Annotated in this window: 18 protein-coding genes, 1 tRNA gene and 1 pseudogene; 11 read left to right on the top strand and 9 right to left on the bottom strand. The window is 66.4% G+C overall.

Going from position 1 to position 18,827, the window contains the following annotated elements; genetic code table 11:
• The 4 genes from VK533_RS08555 to VK533_RS08540 all read right to left on the bottom strand — a co-directional run.
• Nucleotides 1-705, bottom strand: a 705-nt coding sequence (locus VK533_RS08555; RefSeq protein ID WP_324376442.1) for a dihydropteroate synthase, incomplete at its 3' end; no start/stop codon positions are given.
• Between the two features lie 118 nt (nucleotides 706-823).
• Nucleotides 824-1,885, bottom strand: coding sequence for a homocysteine S-methyltransferase family protein (locus VK533_RS08550; protein ID WP_324376441.1), 1,062 nt, complete (start codon nucleotides 1,883-1,885; stop codon nucleotides 824-826).
• Nucleotides 1,882-2,826, bottom strand: coding sequence for a methylenetetrahydrofolate reductase [NAD(P)H] (metF, locus tag VK533_RS08545; RefSeq protein WP_324376443.1), 945 nt, complete (start codon nucleotides 2,824-2,826; stop codon nucleotides 1,882-1,884). The genes VK533_RS08550 and metF overlap by 4 nt, the downstream gene beginning before the upstream one ends.
• 172 nt (nucleotides 2,827-2,998) lie before the next feature.
• Entirely contained in the window at nucleotides 2,999-3,145 is a 147-nt protein-coding gene (locus VK533_RS08540) for a lmo0937 family membrane protein (protein ID WP_324376440.1), read from the bottom strand.
• A gap of 125 nt (nucleotides 3,146-3,270) precedes the next feature.
• Between VK533_RS08540 and VK533_RS08535 the strand changes: the two genes are divergently transcribed.
• From VK533_RS08535 to VK533_RS08515, 5 genes are all read left to right on the top strand, one after another.
• Nucleotides 3,271-5,574, top strand: coding sequence for a GH92 family glycosyl hydrolase (locus tag VK533_RS08535; protein ID WP_324376439.1), 2,304 nt, complete (start codon nucleotides 3,271-3,273; stop codon nucleotides 5,572-5,574).
• Between the two features lie 118 nt (nucleotides 5,575-5,692).
• The gene (locus tag VK533_RS08530; RefSeq protein ID WP_324376438.1) at nucleotides 5,693-7,315 is read left to right on the top strand and encodes an MFS transporter; all 1,623 of its coding nucleotides are present in this window, start codon (nucleotides 5,693-5,695) and stop codon (nucleotides 7,313-7,315) included.
• On the top strand, nucleotides 7,312-8,403 hold the full coding sequence (locus VK533_RS08525) for an HlyD family secretion protein (RefSeq protein WP_324376437.1): 1,092 nt from the start codon (nucleotides 7,312-7,314) through the stop codon (nucleotides 8,401-8,403). Before VK533_RS08530 ends, VK533_RS08525 begins: the two co-directional genes overlap by 4 nt.
• Nucleotides 8,400-9,785, top strand: a complete 1,386-nt coding sequence (locus VK533_RS08520; protein ID WP_324376436.1) for an efflux transporter outer membrane subunit — start codon at nucleotides 8,400-8,402, stop codon at nucleotides 9,783-9,785. Before VK533_RS08525 ends, VK533_RS08520 begins: the two co-directional genes overlap by 4 nt.
• Before the next feature lie 4 nt (nucleotides 9,786-9,789).
• Entirely contained in the window at nucleotides 9,790-10,224 is a 435-nt protein-coding gene (locus VK533_RS08515) for a hypothetical protein (protein WP_324376435.1), read from the top strand.
• 113 nt (nucleotides 10,225-10,337) lie between these two features.
• Here VK533_RS08515 and VK533_RS08510 read toward each other — a convergent pair.
• Together VK533_RS08510 and VK533_RS08505 are read right to left on the bottom strand one after the other, a co-directional pair.
• Nucleotides 10,338-10,424 (bottom strand) — tRNA-Leu (locus VK533_RS08510).
• 268 nt (nucleotides 10,425-10,692) lie between these two features.
• Nucleotides 10,693-11,403, bottom strand: coding sequence for a zinc-ribbon domain-containing protein (locus tag VK533_RS08505; protein WP_324376434.1), 711 nt, complete (start codon nucleotides 11,401-11,403; stop codon nucleotides 10,693-10,695).
• Nucleotides 11,404-11,489: 86 nt separating this feature from the next.
• Here VK533_RS08505 and ftsE point away from each other — a divergent pair, with 86 nt between their 5' ends.
• The 3 genes from ftsE to VK533_RS08490 are packed head-to-tail and all read left to right on the top strand — an operon-like array spanning nucleotide 11,490 to nucleotide 13,563.
• On the top strand, nucleotides 11,490-12,197 hold the full coding sequence (ftsE, locus tag VK533_RS08500; RefSeq protein ID WP_324376433.1) for a cell division ATP-binding protein FtsE: 708 nt from the start codon (nucleotides 11,490-11,492) through the stop codon (nucleotides 12,195-12,197).
• Nucleotides 12,194-13,042, top strand: a complete 849-nt coding sequence (locus VK533_RS08495; protein ID WP_324376432.1) for an FtsX-like permease family protein — start codon at nucleotides 12,194-12,196, stop codon at nucleotides 13,040-13,042. Before ftsE ends, VK533_RS08495 begins: the two co-directional genes overlap by 4 nt.
• Nucleotides 13,039-13,563 (top strand): YdcF family protein, encoded by a 525-nt coding sequence (locus tag VK533_RS08490; protein WP_324376431.1) that lies wholly within the window; start codon nucleotides 13,039-13,041, stop codon nucleotides 13,561-13,563. The genes VK533_RS08495 and VK533_RS08490 overlap by 4 nt, the downstream gene beginning before the upstream one ends.
• 92 nt (nucleotides 13,564-13,655) lie before the next feature.
• Here the strand turns inward: VK533_RS08490 and VK533_RS08485 are convergent, their stop codons facing one another.
• Together VK533_RS08485 and hisC are read right to left on the bottom strand one after the other, a co-directional pair.
• Nucleotides 13,656-14,561, bottom strand: a complete 906-nt coding sequence (locus VK533_RS08485; protein WP_324376430.1) for a prephenate/arogenate dehydrogenase family protein — start codon at nucleotides 14,559-14,561, stop codon at nucleotides 13,656-13,658.
• Nucleotides 14,561-15,661, bottom strand: coding sequence for a histidinol-phosphate transaminase (gene hisC, locus VK533_RS08480; RefSeq protein ID WP_324376429.1), 1,101 nt, complete (start codon nucleotides 15,659-15,661; stop codon nucleotides 14,561-14,563). Before hisC ends, VK533_RS08485 begins: the two co-directional genes overlap by 1 nt.
• 68 nt (nucleotides 15,662-15,729) lie before the next feature.
• Between hisC and metX the strand changes: the two genes are divergently transcribed.
• From metX to metW, 3 genes are read left to right on the top strand one after another with little or no spacing between them, the layout of a single operon-like run.
• On the top strand, nucleotides 15,730-16,851 hold the full coding sequence (metX, locus tag VK533_RS08475; protein WP_324376428.1) for a homoserine O-acetyltransferase MetX: 1,122 nt from the start codon (nucleotides 15,730-15,732) through the stop codon (nucleotides 16,849-16,851).
• The gene (locus VK533_RS08470) at nucleotides 16,848-17,285 is read left to right on the top strand and encodes a GNAT family N-acetyltransferase (protein ID WP_324376427.1); all 438 of its coding nucleotides are present in this window, start codon (nucleotides 16,848-16,850) and stop codon (nucleotides 17,283-17,285) included. The genes metX and VK533_RS08470 overlap by 4 nt, the downstream gene beginning before the upstream one ends.
• On the top strand, nucleotides 17,282-17,869 hold the full coding sequence (metW, locus tag VK533_RS08465; protein ID WP_324376426.1) for a methionine biosynthesis protein MetW: 588 nt from the start codon (nucleotides 17,282-17,284) through the stop codon (nucleotides 17,867-17,869). The genes VK533_RS08470 and metW overlap by 4 nt, the downstream gene beginning before the upstream one ends.
• 1 nt (nucleotide 17,870) lies before the next feature.
• On the opposite strand, the pseudogene VK533_RS08460 reads toward metW, so the two are convergent.
• A pseudogene (locus VK533_RS08460) lies at nucleotides 17,871-18,827 on the bottom strand (phenylalanine--tRNA ligase subunit beta); the annotation flags it as partial.

Raw genomic sequence — 18,827 nt, 5'->3', positions numbered from 1 at the left:
CACGCTGTGCATCGCACGCCGCACCGGCTCGTTGCCGCGGAACGAGAAGCTCAGGTTCGAGACGCCGCCCGAGATATGCACGTGCGGGCAGCGCGCCTTGATCTCGCGCGTCGCCTCGATGAAGTCGATCGCATAGCGGCGATGCTCGTCGATCCCGGTCGCGACCGCGAAGATATTGGGATCGAAGATGATGTCTTCGGGCGGGAAGCCGATGCCCATCAGCAGGTGATAGGCCCGCTCGCAAATCTCGATCTTGCGTTCCTTGGTGTCGGCCTGGCCGACCTCGTCGAACGCCATCACGACTACGGCGGCGCCATAGGCCATGACCTTGCGCGCGTGGAACAGGAAGGCTTCCTCGCCTTCCTTCATGCTGATCGAATTGACGATCGGCTTGCCCGAGACGCACTTCAGCCCGGCCTCGATCACGCTCCATTTCGAGCTGTCGACCATCACCGGCACGCGCGCAATATCGGGCTCGGCCGCGATCAGCTTGAGGAAGGTGGTCATCGCATATTCGGCGTCGAGCAGGCCCTCGTCCATATTGACGTCGACCACCTGCGCGCCGTTTTCGACCTGCTGGCGCGCGACCTCGACCGCCTTCGCGTAATCGCCGCCCATGATGAGCTTCTTGAACGCCGCCGATCCGGTGACGTTGGTGCGCTCGCCTATGTTGACGAATTGGGCGGTGGAAGGAGTGCTGGCCATCAATTACTCGCTCCCCTCCCGCTTGCGGGAGAGGCTGGGGGAGGGGATTCCGAGATCCGGAGAAGAGGCCAGAAGCCCCTCCCCCGCCCCCTCCCGCAAGCGGGAGGGGAGTTATAGGTCACGCCGCCATGATGAACGGATCGAGCCCGGTAAGACGCGTAATCGCGGTATGTTCATGGATCGCACGCGGCGCGACATCCTTCACCGCCGCCGCCATTGCCGCGATATGCGGCGGCGTCGTGCCGCAGCAGCCGCCGACGACGTTGACGAGGCCATCATGCGCCCATTCCTCGATTTGCCCGCCGGTCGTGTGCGGCTGCTCGTCATAGGCACCGAGATCGTTGGGCAGGCCGGCATTGGGGTAGGCCATGATCAAAGCGTCGGCGACATGCGCCATTTCCTTGAGGTAAGGCCGCATCAGATCGGCGCCGAACGCGCAATTGAGCCCGATCGTCAGCGGCCGGGCGTGGCGCACCATGTAGGTAAAGGCCTCGACCGAATGGCCGGACAGGTTGCGGCCCGACATGTCGGTGATCGTCATCGACAGCATGATCGGGATTTCGTGCTGGCGCGCCTCGGCGATCTCCAGCACCGCGACGATCGCCGCCTTGGCGTTGAGTGTGTCGAACACCGTTTCGATCAGGATGAAGTCGCAGCCACCGTCGAGCAAAGCCTCGGCCTGTTCGCGATACACATCCTTCAGTTCGTCGAAGCCGATCGCGCGATAGCCCGGATCGTTGACGTCGGGCGAGAGCGACAAGGTCTTGTTGGTCGGGCCGATCGCGCCCGCGACGAAGCGCGGACGGCCGTCCTGCGCCTCGAACTTGTCGGCGGCCGCGCGCGCAATCCTGGAGGCGGCGAGATTGAGCTCGCGCACCAGATGCTCGGCACCATAATCCGCCTCGCTGACGCGGTTGGCGTTGAAGGTGTTGGTCGAGACCATGTCCGATCCCGCCGCCAGATAGGCCTCGGTAATCTCCTGGATGATATCCGGCCGCGTCAGGACGAGCAGATCGTTATTGCCCTTCTGATCCATCGGCAGATCGTAATCGCCGCGATAATCCGCCTCACCCAGCCCATAGGATTGGATCATCGTTCCGAAGGCACCGTCGGTCAGCAGGATGCGGTTGGCGGCCTCGGCGCGGAAACGGCGGGCGGCGGCGGAGGGAATGCGCGTCATGCGGCTTTCTCCGATGCGTGATTGGTTGGGCGCAGACCGAGCAGATGGCAGATGGCGTAGGCCAGCTCGGCGCGGTTCAACGTGTAGAAGTGGAAATGGCGCACGCCGCCCGCATAGAGCCGGCGGCACATTTCAGCGGCGATCGTCGCGGCGATCAGCTGGCGCGCGGCGGGATGATCGTCCAGCCCCTCGAACAGCCGGTCCATCCACGGCGGGATCGCCGCGCCGCAAAGTCCCGCGAACTTGCGGGTAGTCGCGACGTTCGAGACCGGCAGGATGCCCGGCACGATCTCGGCCGAAATACCCGCCGCCGCCGCGCGGTCGCGGAAGCGGAAATAGGTTTCGGGCGAGAAGAAGAACTGGCTGATCGCGCGGTCGGCGCCCGCGTCGATCTTGGCCTTCAGATTGTCGAGATCGGCCTGGACACTCGGGCTCGACGGATGGCATTCGGGGTAGGCCGCGACCGAAATCTCAAACGGCGCGATCTGTTTCAAGCCCGCGACCAGCTCGGCGGCATTGGCGTAGCCATCGGCGTGCGGCCTGAATTCCTCGCCCGCCTGCGGTGGATCGCCGCGCAGCGCGACGATGTGGCGCACGCCGGCATCCCAATAAGCCCGCGCGATCTCGTCGATCTCGCCTTTGCTCGCTTCGACGCAGGTCAGATGCGCGGCGGCGGGAATATTGGTCTCGCTGGCGATACGCGCGACGGTCGCATGCGTGCGCTCACGGGTGGAGCCGCCCGCACCATAGGTCACCGACACGAAGCGTGGGCCGAGCGGCGCGAGCGTCTCGATCGCCTGCCACAGCTGCTCCTCCATCTTCTCCGTCTTGGGCGGGAAGAACTCGAAGCTGACGGTGGCGTCGCCGGCCAGATCCGCGAACAGGGGCGCGTCGAGCGCGCGGCGCGCTTCCTCAAGCTGCGAAAGGGAGGGACCAGTCATCCCGGCCATATAAAGATTTCTTTATATGTGGGTCAAGTTGCACGGCACGATATTCGAAGGCCGAATCCGCAATTTAGCCTTGGCCCGGCACGCAATTTTCTATCGCCGCGCGCCCATCCGCCTGCCGGACGGGCGCGCGCTCGATAGCTTCACACCTAATAGTTCAGAGGAACTAAAGCGTGCGCCGCCCGGTGAAGAGTTGGATCAGGACGACCACGACCGCCACTACGAGCAGAATGTGGATCAGGCCACCGCCGATATGGATGGCAAAGCCAAGCAGCCAGAGCACAAGCAGAACGACGGCAATGGTCCACAACATGAGCTGTCTCACCTGTTAGCGTTGGAAGTGACCGCGTAACGCTGCGCAAGGTCGGCGCGTTCCCGTAACGATGGCGCATCAACTTGTCGCTTTTGCTTTGGCTTAAGCGCTGCTCAAATGCGCCGATGACCATCCGCTCCATCGTCGCCGTCGCCGCCGCGTCGTTTCTGGCCGGCGCCAGCCCCGCCTCACCCGCGTACGACGCGGTCGACCCCTTCATCGGCACCGGCGGCGAAGGCCACACCTTCCCGGGTGCGGTGGCACCCTTCGGCATGGTGCAGTTGAGCCCCGACACCAACACCGGCTGCGTGACCCGCCAATGCTACAAATGGGCCGCCGGCTATCGCTATGAAGATCAGACGATCCAGGGCTTCAGCCACACCCATTTCTCGGGCGCGGGCCATTCCGACCTCGGCGATTTCCTGATCATGCCGGTGTCGGGCGAAGCGGTGCCGCTGGAGCCGGGCGATCCGGCCAACCCCGGATCGGGCTACCGCTCGCGCTTCGATCACATCAGCGAAAAGGCCGAGCCCGGCTATTATTCGGTCAAACTGTTCGATCCGAACATATTTGTCGAACTGACCGCAGGCACGCGCGTCGGCGTCCACCGCTACGCCTTCATCGAAGGCGCCCAGGCCCATATCGTGCTCGATCTGCGCAGTTCGATCTACAATTACCCGGGCAAGATATTGTGGTCTTCGATCCGGCTGCGGCCCGACGGCATTGTCACCGGCTGCCGCCAGACGCGTGGCTGGGCGCCCGACCGCATCCTCTGCTTTGCGATGCGCTTCAACGCGCCACTGACCGGTCACGCTTTCGTCAATTCCGAAGCGGATGTGCCCTATAAGGGCTTCCAGGGGCCGAGCCGCGGCAGCGACGACATCGCGGAGCAGAGCGGTCGCGCCATCGTCGCCCGCTTCGATTTTGGCGCGCCGAATAGATCACTGGAGGTGAAGGTCGCGATCTCCTCGGTCGACGAGGCCGGCGCGATCGCCAATCTCGACAGCGAACCCGGCAATTTCGATACGATCCGCGCGAAGACCAAAGCGGCATGGGAACAAGCGCTTGGCGCGATCGAACTGCACGCAGCCCCGCCAATGACGAAAAGCCTCTACACCGCGCTCTACCACAGCCTGCTCGCGCCATCGGTCGCGAGCGACGCGGACGGCCGTTATCGCGGCTCTGACAATGCGGTCCACACCGCACGGGGCTTCACCTTTCGCTCGACCTTCTCGCTGTGGGACACGTTTCGCGCCGAGCATCCGCTGCTGACCCTGATCCAGCCGCAGCAGGCCAATGCCGATTTCGTGCGCTCGCTGGTGGAAAGCGAGGAGGAAAGCCCGTTCGGCATCCTGCCCGTCTGGCAATTTCAGGGGCGCGAGACCTGGACGATGATCGGCTATCATGCCGTGCCGGTGATCGCCGACGCCTACCTCAAGGGGATCGGCGGCTTCGACGCCAACCAGGCGCTCGACGCGATGGCCGCGAGTGCGACCTACGCGCCTTATGGCGGCCTCGGCGACTATATGAAGCTCGGCTACGTGCCGATCGACAAGGAGCCTGAGGCGGCATCCAAGACGGTCGAATATGCCTATGACGATTGGGCGATCGCGCAGATGGCGCGCAAGCTCGGCCGTACCGATATCGCGGCGACGTTCGAGAAACGCGCATCCAACTGGCGCAACAGCTTCGATCCGAAGACCGGCTGGGTCCGCGCCCGGCTTTCGAGCGGCGCCTTCCGCACCCCGTTCGATCCTGTCTCGATCAAATATGGATCGGATTATACCGAAGGGAATGCGTGGCAATATTCGTGGTTCGCGCCGCAGGACGAAGGCGGGCTCGTCCGCCTGCTTGGCGGCGACAGGAAGACCGTCGCCAAGCTCGATGCGATGTTCGATTACGACAACAGCAAGCTCGATTATTCCTCGTCCGAGGACATCGCCGGGCTGATCGGCCAATATATCCACGGCAACGAACCGAGCCATTCGGTCGCCTACCTCTACGTCTATGCCGGCGCACCGTGGCGGACGCAGGAACGTCTGAAGCAGATCGTCGACAGCCAGTACAAACCGACGCCCGACGGCCTCGCCGGCAACGACGATCTCGGCCAGATGTCGGCCTGGCTCGTCTTCACCAGCCTGGGTTTTTACCCCGTGACGCCCGGCAGCCTGGAATATGTGATCGGGCGTCCGTTCGTGGCGCGTGCGACTTTGCACCTGCCCAACGGCAAGCGCTTCACCGTCAGCGCGGACGATCCGGCCAAGCCTTATATCGGCACGGTTCGGTTGAACGGCGTGCCGTTGGCGCGATCCTATATCCGCCACGACGAGATCATGGCGGGCGGTACGCTCGAATTCCGGATGCGAGCCAAGCCCGATAGGGCATGGGCGACCGCTAAAGGCGCCCGTCCCTTTTCGATGACGCATTGAGGCAATCCAGCAAAATGAAGGCGCGCGGCGATTCGCCCGTGACAGGCGGCGAGGATCATGTCTTCACTGGGTTCGGGCGGTCTCGGAGCCGTCATGGCGCGCCGGTACGGGAATGGGCTTGGCGAACGACTATGTCTTCCGGCCTGAAGAGCGGCCGACCTTCCCCGGTTCGCCTTTCGCCCCGGCGCTTACGCTGCCGCGGCGGCTCGCTTACGGCGCGGTGGGGGTACTGGTCGGCGCGACCGCATCGCTCGGCAATGGCCTGGTCAACGTAAACGTCGCCAACCTGTCGGGCGCGCTCGGCACCTATGCGGTCCAGGCGACCTTGCTGCCGGCCATCTATGTCGCCGCCAATGCCAGCGCCAATCTGATGCTGGTCAAGGGCCGCATCCAATATGGCATCCCAGCGATCACCCATGGGCTGCTGATCGCTTATGCCTGTGCCGGCCTGCTCCAACTCCTTTTCCCGGGCTTTGGCGGTGCGGTGCTGGTCCGCTTTATCAGCGGCATGACCGCCGCCGGTCTGACCACCTTGGCCATCTATTATCTCATTCTGGCCTTTCCGCTGAAGCTTCGGCCGCTGGCGCTGGTGGTCGGCATCGGCACCGTCCAGCTGGGACTGCCGATCGCGCGCATGATCCCGATCGAGATGCTCGCGCTCGATCACTGGCGCGGACTCCACCTGATCGAAATCGGACTGGCGCTGACCGTGCTCGCCGCGATCAGCGCGGTGCCGCTGCCGCCAAGCGAATGCAGCCGCGCATTCAAGCCGCTCGATTTCCTGACCTATGGTTTGTTCCTGCCGGCGATGCTGCTGCTGTGCAGCGTGCTCGGGCTCGGCCGCTTGCTGTGGTGGACCGACACGCCCTGGCTCGGCGCGGCCTTGGCGGCTTCGGTCGCTTTGTTCGCCGCCGTAGCCTTGCTCGAACATCTTCGCTCCGATCCGTTATTCCAGCTCAAATGGATCGGCAGTTACGACATTGTGCGCTTCGCCGCGGTCGCCCTGGTCGTGCGCCTGGCACTGGCCGAACAGACCTATGGCGCGGTCGGCCTGCTCACCGCCGGCGGGCTCACCAACGATCAGCTCCATCTGTTGTTCGCGATCGTGCTGGTGGCAATGGTGCTGGGCATCGTCACCGCCGCCTTGACCATTTCGCAGGAGCGGTTGCGCTATCAGGTGATGATCGCGTCGCTGATCATCGCGCTCGGCGCCTGGCTCGATACCGATGCGACGAATGTCACCAGGCCGCCCCAGCTTTATCTGAGCCAGGCGCTGATCGGCTATGGCACGACCCTGTTCGTCGGCCCCGCTCTGGTGTTCGGCTTCCTGCGCATGATGCAGCGTGGGCCCAACCATCTCGTCAGCTTCATCGTGCTGTTCAACGTGACGCAGAATGTCGGTGGCCTCGCCGGATCGGCCTTGCTTGGCACGTATCAGGTGGTCGCGACGCGAGCGCATGCCGGCGCCCTATCCGAGCATCTCACCTCCGCCGATCCGCAGGTGGTCGCGCGCATCCAGGCGGGCGTCGCCAGCCTGTCCGGCGCGCTGACCGACCCTGCGCAGCAGGCCGCGCAGGGGGCGGCCCTGCTCGGCCAGGCGCTGAACCGCGAAGCGACGGTCCTCGCGTTCGGCGACGTGTTCCGCTTCGTCACCGCGATCGCTTTAATCCCCGCGCTTTATCTCGCCGCCCGGCTTGTCGCCGACGCGATCCGCAACCGACGCCAGGAGGTCCGGCCATGACCGACACTGCCGCGCAGCCCGCCGCCGAAGCCCCGCCGCCGCCGACATGGCACGCGCCGCGCAAGAGCCGCCTCGTGGTAGCGCTGATCGTGCTGGTCGCGTTCGCCGCGATCCTTGCCTTGCTCGCGGCCTGGCGCCTGCCCCCCTTCTCCGGGGGCAACGAGCGCACCGAAAATGCCTATGTGCGCGGCCGCACGACCGTGATCGCGCCACAGGTCAGCGGTTATGTCGTGGCGGTGCTGGTCAAGGATTATGAGCAGGTCCGCGGCGGGCAGATCATCGCCCGCATCGACGATGCGATCTATGTCGCGCGCGTCGCGCAGGCCCGCGCCAACCTTTCCGCGCAACGGGCCGCGCTCGCCAATAGCCGCCAGGCGCATGCCGCCCGCACGGCCAGCCTGCAGGGGCAGGTAGCGGGACTCGGCAATGCGCAGGCCCAGTTGCTGCGCGCCCGCGCCGACATGGCGCGGGTCGACGATCTGGTGAAGGACGGATCCGTCTCCAAGCGCGAGCGCGACCAGACACTGGCGGCCTTGCGTCAGGCCGAAGCCCAGGTCCGCCAGGCGGACGCCGCCGATCAGATCGCGCGCCAGGATATCCGCACCGTCGATGTCGGGCGTGGCGGGCTCGAAGCGCAGGTGGAGGCAGCCGAGGCCCAGCTCCGCCTGGCCCAGATCGATCTCACCCACACGGTCATCCGCGCGCCCGAGGACGGGCAATTGGGCGAGGTCGGCGTCCGCATCGGCCAATATGTCACCAACGGCACCCAGCTGTTCACATTGGTGCCGCCCGATCGCTGGGTGATCGCCAATTACAAGGAAGCCCAGACCGCGCATATGGCGCCCGGCCAGAAAGCGAGCTTCACCGTCGATGCGCTCGGCGGCGCACGCCTGAACGGCCATGTCGAACGGCTGTCGCCCGCCGCCGGCTCCGAATTTTCGGTGCTCAAGCCCGACAACGCCACAGGCAATTTCGTCAAGGTCCCGCAGCGGATCGGCGTCCGCATCGTGGTCGATCCGGATCAAGCGCTCGCCGCGCGGTTGCGGCCGGGCATGTCGGTCGAAGCCACGGTCCATACCTCCCGATGAAACGCCGCGTCGCTTTGTTCCTGGTCTTGGCCACAGGCGGATGCGTGGGGCCGCGCCCTGCCCCGCCGAGCGCGGCAAGCGTCACGCCTCCGGCGGCCTGGCAGACCGCGCTTCCCGCGACCGCATCGATCGAAGCCAACTGGTGGCAGGGCTTCCATGATCCGGTGCTGACGCGCGTCGTCGCAGCAGCACTCGCCAACAACAGCGATGTTGCGATCGCCGCCGCGCGCGTCAGCGAGGCGCGTGCACAATTCCATCTTGCCCATGCGCAACTGCTGCCCACGGCCGGGCTCGCGGTTGGCGGCGACCGCGAACGCTTCCTCAATGCCTTCGGCGTCGGCACCTACCAGACCGCGGGCGAAGCCGAATTGTCCGCGAGCTACGATCTCGACCTGTTCGGACGGCTGTCCAACGCCAGCGCGGCCGCGCGTGCGTCGCTCCTCTCGACGCAGGCCGCCTACGCCGCGGTCCGTCTCGCGGTCGCCACGTCGGCGGCCAGCGGCTACATCACGCTGCGCGCGCTCGATGCGCGGCTCATAATCCTGCGCGAAACGCTGACCGCGCGTGAAAATTCGGTCCACATCACCCGCCGGCGGGCCGAGACCGGCTATTCGAGCGAACTGGAACGCCAGCAAGCCGAAGCCGAATATCAGGCGACATTGCAACTCATTCCCGTGGCCGAACTCGCCATCAAGCGACAGGAGGACGGGCTGAGCCTGTTGCTCGGCGAAAATCCGCGCGCGATCGAACGCGGCGCGGCGCTCGACACTTTGATGCCCTTGCCCGTTCCCGCCACCCTGCCCGCCGCCTTGCTGCGCGGCCGGCCCGATATCGCCCAGGCCGAGCAGCAGATGATCGCGGCCGACCATTCGCTCGACGCCGCGCGCGCCGCCTTCATGCCCGACGTGCGGCTGAGCGCGGCGGGCGGTTATGTCGCATCGACCCTGATCCCCGATCCGGTCCGCATCTTCTCGCTCGGCGGCAGCATATTGGCGCCTCTGTTCGAAGGGGGAGCCTTGCGCGCGCAAGCCGATGCCGCGGCCGCCCGCCGCGATCAGGCTGCGTTCGGCTATCGCCGCACCGCGCTCGCTGCCTTCCGCGACGTCGAGGATGCATTGGCCGCGATCCAGCGCTCCGCCGAACAGGAGAAAGCGCTGGCCGGACAGCGCGACGCGCTCGCCATCGCATTGCGTCTTGCCACCAACCGCTACCTGGCGGGCTATGCCTCCTATCTCGACAAGCTCGACGCCCAGCGCGGGCTGCTCGCCGCCGAGCTGCAACTGGTGCAGGCCCATGCCGACACGCTCAACGCCCAGGTGGCGCTCTACCAGAGTCTGGGCGGAGGCTGGTCCAGCGATACGCTGGCGGCCGGAAAGGAGTGATCCGATGAACCCATCCTATTTCTCGGCGATAGCGGGCCTGACCGGCGCCGCCATCGGTGGCCTGACGTCATTTGGCACGTCCTGGATCACCCAGCAGACCCAGTCACGCCAACGCGAGCGGGAAATCGCGCGCACGCGCCGCGAGCGCCTGTTCACCGCGTTCATCGAGGAAGCCTCGCGCCTGTTCGCAGACGCGCTCGGGCACGAAAAGGATGACGTGGACGACCTTGTCCGGCTCTACGCGCTGGTGGCGCGGATGCGGCTGGCGGCATCGCCCGCGGTCGTCGAGACAGCCGAGCGCGTCGTGCAGGCCGTGATTGACGCTTATCAGGCGCCGAACCGCACACTGCGCGAACTGCACCTGTTCGCGCGCGAGGGGAATATGGATCCCCTGCTTGAATTTAGTGAGGCTTGCCGCATCGAATTGATGGAGTGCTGACGCGGGGCGATCGGCTGGTCATCCGGCGCGGCCCTTCGGCCTGACCGCCAACCTTTGCCGATGCGAGAAAGGGAGCCGCCTGGGCTCCCTTTTGATCAGCCTGCATGGGCTGATGGTGCGGTCGAGAAGACTCGAACTTCCACGGCCTTTCGGCCACAACGACCTCAACGTTGCGCGTCTACCAGTTCCGCCACGACCGCACATCGGGATAGTCCCCGGCGGGCCGGGGCTGGTGAGGCGGTGCCCCTAGCAGGGGTTTTTCCGCCCGGCAAACCCCAAATCGCCGATCGAGCCTTCCGGAGTGCGGTTCGGCATCCGCCGAGCCCTGCCGCACCGGCCCGCACCCCCACCCGGCCTCCCATAGAATACCCTGTTGGGAGGCCGTCGGGGTCCCTACGAAGTATTACTTCGTGGGATGCCGTGCGTGGGGGTGCGGGCCGGTGCGGCTATCCGCGTGAGCGGATCAACTCAATTGCCGTCACCGCCCGCGAAAGTGACGTTCACCTTGGACGAACTGGCGGGCACATCGACCGCGGCGCCGTCGAAATTGGCCGTCGCTCCGGGCGCGAGACGCGCGACCGGACGCGTGATCGTCCAGGTATAGACGGTCTTGCCCTGCGCGTTCTTCAGCTCGGCCCGGATGTCGGGCACGGGCTGCTCGACCTTGGTCGGATTCCAGATTCGGCCGGACACCGCGAACAGCTGACTGCCGCCCGCAATCATGCGCCAATCCGGCTCGCGCGTGATGGCGATACCGAGCGGCACGCGGCGATCGCCGATGCCCAATCGCGACGCGATCTGATCCGGGCCCATCAGCACCGTTGCCGCGACGCCGCCCAGGATCACGACCAGCACCACCAGCGCGAGCAGGAGCCAGGGGCCACGCCGGCGCCGGACCGGCGCCTCGTCCGCCTCGGCCGACGGATCTTCGCTCATGTCGGGCGCCACCGTCACAGGAATGGCCGCGGGAATCGGCGCGACCGGCGGTGGCGTCTGCGGCAACGGGGTCGACGCGGGCAGATGCCCGGGCTCGAACCAGCTGGTGTCGCAGGCCCGGCAGCGAATTTTGCGGCCGTTCGGACCGATCGCGTTATCGGGGACGTCGTAGGTGGCGCTGCAATGGGGGCAGGAAAGCTGCATGGCCGTGATAAAACATGGTGGCCGCATGCCTGCAAGCATCGCGTGCGCAGCGGATGCTTTACGCGCATCCTTTCCCCGTGCGATGCGGACCGGGAGAGCGCTTTGGGAGGAGCAGGCACACGCCGATGGCCGGCATCGTCCAGTTCGACAATGTCGGCCTGCGCTACGGCACGGGTGCGGAGACGCTGGCTGGCCTGAGCTTCACGCTCGCGCCTGGCTCGTTCCATTTCCTCACCGGCGCGTCCGGCGCGGGCAAGACCTCGCTCATCAACCTGATCACGCTCGCGCAGCGGCCGAGCCGCGGCATCGTCAGCCTGTTCGGCGAGGATGCCGCCAACCTTCCCCGCAAGCAGCTGCCTGCGCTCCGGCGACGGATCGGGGTCGTCTATCAGGATTTCCGGCTGGTTCCGCAGCTCTCGGCTTTCGACAATGTCGCGCTGCCGCTCCGCATCGCCGGCATGGCCGAGCGCGAGATCGGCCCGCGCGTCGAGGAATTGCTGGAATGGGTCGGGCTGGCCCCGCGCGCGACCGCGCGCCCGGCAACCTTGTCCGGCGGCGAGCAGCAGCGCGTTGCGATCGCGCGCGCGGTCATCTCGCACCCGGAGCTGATCGTCGCGGACGAGCCGACCGGCAATGTCGATCCCGATATGGCGGCACGCCTGCTGCACCTGCTGGAAGCGCTCAACCGTCAGGGCACGACCGTGCTGATCGCGACGCACGACGTCCACTTGCTGCGCCAGATGCCGAGCGCGAACATCATGCGGCTGGCCAAAGGCCGGATCGACGATCCCACCGGCGCGCTTCGCTTCCCGCCGCGCGAGACCGACGCATGAGGCCAAAGCTCGCCCTGCTCGTGCTGCAGCGGCAGCGGCCCGGCACCTTCGCTCTGCTGATCGCAGCAACGTGCCTGCTGATGCTGCTCGCGGCGGCCCTGACATTGGCGCTGCGCGGCGCGGCCCAGGAGGTGACGACCGCCGTTTCCAAGCGCGTGCTGGTGCAGGTCGTCGATGCCGATCCGATCCGGCGCGACAGCGTCGCCGACGAGGTGATGGCGCGGCTTGATCGCATTCTTGGCTTCGGTTCGGCGCATCGTGTGCCGACGGAAGAAGCGCAGGCTTTGATCGCACCCTATATGGACGGCGTGCGCGTGACCGACCTGCCTCTCCCCGTCCTGATCGAGCTCAAGGGTGGCAATCGCGCCGCGATCGCGCAGAGCTTCCGCGATCTGCCGAGCGTGCAGGTGACAGCGGCGGGCGCCGAACTGGATCCGCTCGTGCGCCTGATCGACGCGCTGCGCGCGGTGTCGCTCGGCATCGCGCTGACCGCCGCCGCCGCGACCGCGCTCATCGCGATGCTGGCCGCGCGCGCGGCACTGGCGCGGGAAGCAGCGACGCTCGGCATCCTGCACGCGCTGGGCGCGACCGACCGGCAGGTTTCGCGGCTCGTCACCGGAAAGATCGCGCGTGACGCCGGGATCGGCGCAGCGATCGGATCGACGGTAGCCCTGATCGTCATCCTGATGATCGCCTCCCGTGTCGCCGAGGTCGGCGCGGGCGTGAACCCGCATCTGACGCCGCAATCCTGGATCATTCTGTTGCTCATGCCGCTCGCTCTGGTCGGACTGGCGGTGCTGGCCGCGCAGACCGCTTTGGTCGCGGCACTGCGGCGGGCGCTATGATCCGCCGGCTGTTCAGCGCGCTCGTCCTGTTATGGGCGCTCGGCTTCGTCTGGTTCGCGATCGATCTGCCGCGCCCGGCGGGGACCGAAAAGACCGATGGCATCGTCGTGCTGACGGGCGGGCCCGGGCGCATCCAGCGCGGGCTCGACATACTCAAGGCCGGTCACGCGCAACGCATGCTGGTGTCGGGCGTCGATCGGCGCGTGCGGCCGGTCGATCTCGTCGAAACCTACCATGTCACGCCCGCTTTGCTGGCGGACGTCGATCTCGGCCGCTCGGCGGTCGACACGCGCTCAAACGCGCTTGAGACGCGGCGCTGGATCGCGGATCATCATTATGGATCGATCCGGTTGGTCACCACCGACTGGCACATGCGCCGCGCCCGCTTCGAGCTGCGCCAGGTGATGCAGGGCATCACCGTCGTGCCCGATGCGGTGCCGAGCGAACCCGATCTGCTCGGGCTGCTGCGCGAATATCACAAATATCTGCTGCGGCGCGGAGCGGCGCTGATCGGGCGGTAGCCCGATTCCGTCATTCCCGCGAAGGCGGGAATCCATAAACTCTATCGTTCAAGAATATGGATTCCCGCCTTCGCGGGAATGACGATGAAACTCTATTCGTGCGTGCGCCCGAAATCGGGCCGTTCGTCGTCCTGGCCCTGCTCGATGATCGAACGGCGGATCGCGCGGGTACGCGTGAACAGGTTGAAGAGCGTGTCGCCATCGCCCCAGCGGATCGCGCGCTGGAGCGCGGTCACGTCCTCGGTCAGGCGCTGCAATATCTCGAGCACGGCTTCCTTGTTGTTGAGGAAGACGTCGCGCCACATCGTCGGGTCAGACGCGGCGATGCGCGTGAAATCGCGGAAGCCGCCCGCCGAATATTTTATCACCTCGCCCTGCGTCACATTTTCGAGGTCCGATGCGGTGCCGACGATCGAATATGCGATCAGATGCGGCACGTGGCTGGTCACCGCCAGCACCAGATCATGGTGGCGCGCGGTCATGATCTCGATGTTCGAGCCGAGCTTTTCCCAGAAAGCCTTGACCCGCTCGACCGCCGCTTCCGGCGCATCCTCGGGTGTCAGAATGACCCAGCGGCCATGGAACAGGGTCGCGAAGCCCGCATCCGGCCCGCTATGCTCGGTGCCCGCGACCGGATGGCCCGGGACAATCAGCGCGTTCGGCAAGGCCGCGCGCAACGCTTCCAGCACGCTCAATTTGGCGCCGCCGACATCGCTCACGATCGCATCGGCAGGCAGATCGGCGGCGAACGCTTCCGCCGCCGCACCCATCGCGCCGACCGGCACGCACAGCATCACCAGATCGGCATCGATCACCGCCGCGCCCGCCGTATCGGGCACATCGTCGGCGATACCCAGTTCCACGACGCGCTCACGCACCGCCGGATCGGCGTCAAAGGCCGTCAGCCGCACAGTCGGCATATGATGCCGGACGCCGCGCAGGATCGACGAACCGATCAGGCCCAGGCCGATGACGGTGATGCGCGCGAAGGGCAGCATCAGCCGGCCTGCTCCACCAGTTCGCGCAAGGCAGCGGCGACCGCCTTGATCTCCTCCTCGGTGCCGATCGTGATGCGCAGCCCGTGCGCGAGGCCCTGATTGGGCAACCAGCGCACGATATAGCCGCAGTCCATCAGGCCCTTATAAGCTTCCTCGGCGGTCAATTTGCCCTCGAACAGGACCAGCGAGAAATTGGCCTTGCTCGGCACCGCGCGCAGGCCCTTGTTGCCCATCGCCGCGATCTCGCCCTCGAACCAGGTGCGCCACTTGAGATTATGGTCGTGGCTCGCCTGGACGAAATCGTCCGCGTCGAGCGCCGCGACTGCCGCGTGCTGGCCCGCGGTCGAGACGTTGAACGGCGCGCGGATCTTGTACATCGCCTGGATCACGCGCGCCGGACCATAGGCCCACCCGATCCGTTCGGCGGCAAGCCCGTGGATCTTGGAGAAGGTGCGCGTCACCAGCACGTTCGGCTCGGTCCGCGCCAGATCGAACGCGCCGTCGTCATCCTCGGGGTCGAGATATTCGCTATAGGCCTGGTCGACGACCAGCAGGCAGTCCCCGGGCAGGCCGGCGTGGAGCCGTTTCAGTTCGCTCCGCGACGTGTAGGTGCCGGTCGGATTGTTGGGATTGGCGATGTAGAGGACGCGCGTTCTCGGCGTTACCCGCGCCAGCAGCGCGTCGACGTCGGTCGCATAATCCTTGTCGTCGGCCTCGATCGGCTCGGCGCCGACGCGGCGCGCCGCGATCGGATAGACCGAGAAACCGTAGCGCACATACAGCACCTCATCGCCCTGCCCGGCAAAGCCACCGGCCGCGAGGTGGAGCACGTCGTCCGATCCGGTACCGTGGATGATCCGCTCCGCCTCGATTCCGTACTTGGCCGCGATCGCCTCGCGCAACGCCGCCGCGCCGGCATCGGGATAGCGGTCGAGCGTGGTTACCGCCGCCAGAAACGCGTCGCGCGCCTGGCGGCTGGTGCCGAGCGGATTTTCATTGGACGAAAGCTTGTGAACCTTGCGGCCGTCGTCCGTGGTCGAACGGCCGGGAACGTAAGGCGAGATCGCCTCGATCCAGGGTTTGGGCGTGAGATCACTCATGGTCGGGGGCTTTAGACGATGGGCCGTTATTGACAATAAGCGCGAGCGGCCCCTAGCCCGCCCGTCCGATGTCCGACGATCAACGCTTCGGCCTTGCGCGCCATGTCACGCTCCCCGGGCCATTGCGGCTCGATGGGGGCGGCCGCCTCGCGCAGGTCGAGATCGCGTACGAGACCTACGGCACGCTCAATGCCGACAAATCCAACGCGATCCTGATCTGCCACGCACTGACCGGCGATCATCATGTCGCATCGGCCCACCCGATCACGGGCAAGCCCGGCTGGTGGACGCGCATGGTGGGCGCGGGCAAGCCGATCGATCCGGCGCGGCACTTCGTCTTGTGCGTCAATGTGCTGGGCTCGTGCATGGGCTCGTCCGGCCCGGCTTCGACCAATCCGAAGACGGACAAGCCTTATGCGATGGCCTTCCCGGTCATCACCGTGCGCGACATGGTGCGCGTGCAGGCCTTGCTGCTCGACCATCTCGGCATTCCCGCGCTCGCGGCGGTCGTCGGCGGATCGATGGGCGGGATGCAGGCGCTCGAATGGGCGGCGACCTATCCCGATCGTACGCGCGCCGCGATCGTGATCGCATCGGCCGCGCGCCACAGCGCCCAGAATATCGCCTTCCACGAGGTTGGCCGCCAGGCGATCATGGCCGATCCGCGCTGGCAGAAGGGCAATTATTACGACAGCGGCGAGGCGCCGTCCGCCGGCCTCGCGGTCGCGCGGATGGCGGCGCACATCACTTATCTGTCGGAAGCCGGCCTGCACGAGAAGTTCGGCCGCAAGCTCCAGGATCGCGGGCAAAAGGGCTTCGGCTTCGACGCCGATTTCCAGGTGGAATCCTACCTGCGCCACCAGGGGATCAGCTTCGTCGACCGGTTCGACGCCAATTCCTATCTCTACATCACCCGCGCGCTCGACTATTTCGATCTGGCGGAGGAGCATGGCGGCCTGCTCGCCAATGCGTTTCGCGGCACGAAGTCGCGCTTCTGCCTGGTCAGTTTCGACACCGACTGGCTCTACCCGACCGCCGAATCGCGCACGATCGTCCACGCGCTCAACGCGGCCGGCGCGGCGGCGAGCTTCGTCGAACTCTCCTCGCCCTTCGGCCATGACGCCTTCCTGCTCGACGTGCCCGAATTGTTCGCGGTGATCGACGGCTTTCTCAAGGCGGGCGAGGCATGAGCGAGATCATTCTCTCCGACGACAAGGCCTTGCTCGATGTCGCGCGCATCCATGGCTGGCTGGCGTCGAGCTATTGGTCGCCCGGCATCGCGCGCGATCTGGTCGAACGCGCGATCGCCGGATCGCACTGCCTCGGCGCCTATCGCGGCGACGAGCAGATTGGCTATGCGCGGATGATCACCGATCATGCGACCTTCGCCTGGCTCGCCGACGTCTGGGTCGATGAGAGCGTGCGCGGCCAGGGGCTCGGCAAGACGCTGGTCGGCTGGTTCCTCGACCATCCCCGTTTCCAGGGCATTCGCCGCTTCGCGCTGGTCACGCGCGACGCGCATGACGTCTATGCGACACAGGGCTTTCACCCGCTGCTCAAGCCGGATCGTTATATGGAACGGCTCGACCCCGGCTTTGTCGATCTGCTGAGAGCCCAGACATGAGCCTGCGCCCCGACCTCGCGATCATCGCCCAGAATGTCACCGAAGGCGCGCGCGTGCTCGATATCGGCTGCGGCGACGGCGAACTGATGGCCGAACTGCGCGACCAGCGTCGCGTCGACGCCCGGGGGCTGGAGATCGACGCGCGCAATGTCAGCCTCGCGGTCGCGCGCGGCCTGTCGGTCATCCAGGGCGATGCGGACGCCGACCTGGTCTATTATCCCGACCGCGCCTTCGATTACGCGATCCTCAGCCAGACATTGCAGACCGCGCGCGCGCCGGACAAGGTGCTGACCGAATTGCTCCGGATTGGCGACCGCGCCTTCGTCTCCTTCCCCAATTTCGCGTACTGGAAGGTGCGCTGGGGTCTGTTCTGGGGCGGGCGGATGCCGGTGACGGCAGCTTTGCCGGTGTCGTGGTACGAGACCGAGAATATCCACCAGCTCACGATCGACGATTTCCGCGCCTTCGTCACCGAACGCGGATTGATCGTGGAGGGCGCCTGGTTCCTGACCGGCGACAAGCGCATCTCGAGCGCGGCGGCGAACCTTCGCGCCGAGCATGCGGTGTTCCTGCTGCGGCGGTGATCTAGCCCCGCAACCGCGCGCCGGCTTTCGCCGCCGCCGCGACGACCTTGTCCGAAATCGCCTGCAATTCCGCGTCGGTGAAGCTCTTCTCGGCCGGCTGCAGCGTCACCGCCACCGCCATGCTCTTCTCATCCTCGGCCAGGCCAGGGCCCGTGAAGACGTCGAACAGCGCGACATCGACGATCGCGTCCTTGTCCGCACCGCGCACGGCGCGCAGCAGGGGATCGGCTGGCGCGTCGCGCTTCACGATGAAGGCGAAGTCGCGCGTGACCGGCTGGAGCGCTGGCGGCGCATAGGCCGTGCGCATGCGGCCCGTATCACGCCTGACGGGAATCGCGTCGAGATGGATTTCCGCCGCGAACGCCGCGCCATCCAGCCCGAACGCCTTGACCGTCGCGGGATGCAGTTCGCCGAATTCGGCGAGGATCGTCTTCGGCCCGAGCCGCAGCGAGCCGGAACGTCCCGGATGCCAGGTCGGCGACACGGCTTCCATCACCTGCAGCCGATCGACCGGTGCGCCTGCGGCAGCAAGCAAAGCCACCGCTTCGGCCTTGGCGTCATAGGCATCGATCTGGCCCTTGCCCGAACGCCAGTCGCGCATGCCCTCGCCCGCCAGCAGCAGGCCCAAGGTCGGCCGCTCGCCTTCCGCAAGATAACGGCGCCCGATCTCGAACAGTCGGATCTCGCCTGCCCCGCGATCGGCATTGCGCCGTGCCGCCGCCAACAGGCCAGGCAGCAAAGATGCGCGCATCGCCTTCAGATCCTCGCTGATCGGATTGGCGAGCACCCACGCGGCGCCGCCGAAGCGGTCGGCTTCGGCCACCGGCAGGAAGCTCCACGTCACCGCTTCGTCGAGCCCGCGCGCGGCGGCGGTGCGGCGCAGGATGCGCTCGATCCGCTGCTCGGGCGTGGCGGTCGGGCGCGCGACGCCATCGGGACGCGGCAGCGCCACGGCCGG

The organism is Sphingomonas sp., assembly GCF_035317925.1.
Taxonomy (GTDB): Bacteria; Pseudomonadota; Alphaproteobacteria; order Sphingomonadales; family Sphingomonadaceae; genus Sphingomonas_I.
Note: the sequence above shows the minus strand (reverse complement) of the source record. Positions and strands in the feature narration are given on the sequence as shown.

Bases quoted from the DNA above. Each gene is read 5' to 3' on its own strand.
- VK533_RS08550 (WP_324376441.1), bottom strand. From the start codon at position 1,885: ATGACGCGCATTCCCTCCGCCGCCGCCCGCCGTTTCCGCGCCGAGGCC.
- metF (WP_324376443.1), bottom strand. From the start codon at position 2,826: ATGACTGGTCCCTCCCTTTCGCAGCTTGAGGAAGCGCGCCGCGCGCTC.
- VK533_RS08540 (WP_324376440.1), bottom strand. From the start codon at position 3,145: ATGTTGTGGACCATTGCCGTCGTTCTGCTTGTGCTCTGGCTGCTTGGC.
- VK533_RS08535 (WP_324376439.1), top strand. From the start codon at position 3,271: ATGACCATCCGCTCCATCGTCGCCGTCGCCGCCGCGTCGTTTCTGGCC.
- VK533_RS08525 (WP_324376437.1), top strand. From the start codon at position 7,312: ATGACCGACACTGCCGCGCAGCCCGCCGCCGAAGCCCCGCCGCCGCCG.
- VK533_RS08520 (WP_324376436.1), top strand. From the start codon at position 8,400: ATGAAACGCCGCGTCGCTTTGTTCCTGGTCTTGGCCACAGGCGGATGC.
- VK533_RS08515 (WP_324376435.1), top strand. From the start codon at position 9,790: ATGAACCCATCCTATTTCTCGGCGATAGCGGGCCTGACCGGCGCCGCC.
- VK533_RS08505 (WP_324376434.1), bottom strand. From the start codon at position 11,403: ATGCTTGCAGGCATGCGGCCACCATGTTTTATCACGGCCATGCAGCTT.
- ftsE (WP_324376433.1), top strand. From the start codon at position 11,490: ATGGCCGGCATCGTCCAGTTCGACAATGTCGGCCTGCGCTACGGCACG.
- VK533_RS08495 (WP_324376432.1), top strand. From the start codon at position 12,194: ATGAGGCCAAAGCTCGCCCTGCTCGTGCTGCAGCGGCAGCGGCCCGGC.
- VK533_RS08490 (WP_324376431.1), top strand. From the start codon at position 13,039: ATGATCCGCCGGCTGTTCAGCGCGCTCGTCCTGTTATGGGCGCTCGGC.
- VK533_RS08485 (WP_324376430.1), bottom strand. From the start codon at position 14,561: ATGCTGCCCTTCGCGCGCATCACCGTCATCGGCCTGGGCCTGATCGGT.
- hisC (WP_324376429.1), bottom strand. From the start codon at position 15,661: ATGAGTGATCTCACGCCCAAACCCTGGATCGAGGCGATCTCGCCTTAC.
- metX (WP_324376428.1), top strand. From the start codon at position 15,730: ATGTCCGACGATCAACGCTTCGGCCTTGCGCGCCATGTCACGCTCCCC.
- VK533_RS08470 (WP_324376427.1), top strand. From the start codon at position 16,848: ATGAGCGAGATCATTCTCTCCGACGACAAGGCCTTGCTCGATGTCGCG.
- metW (WP_324376426.1), top strand. From the start codon at position 17,282: ATGAGCCTGCGCCCCGACCTCGCGATCATCGCCCAGAATGTCACCGAA.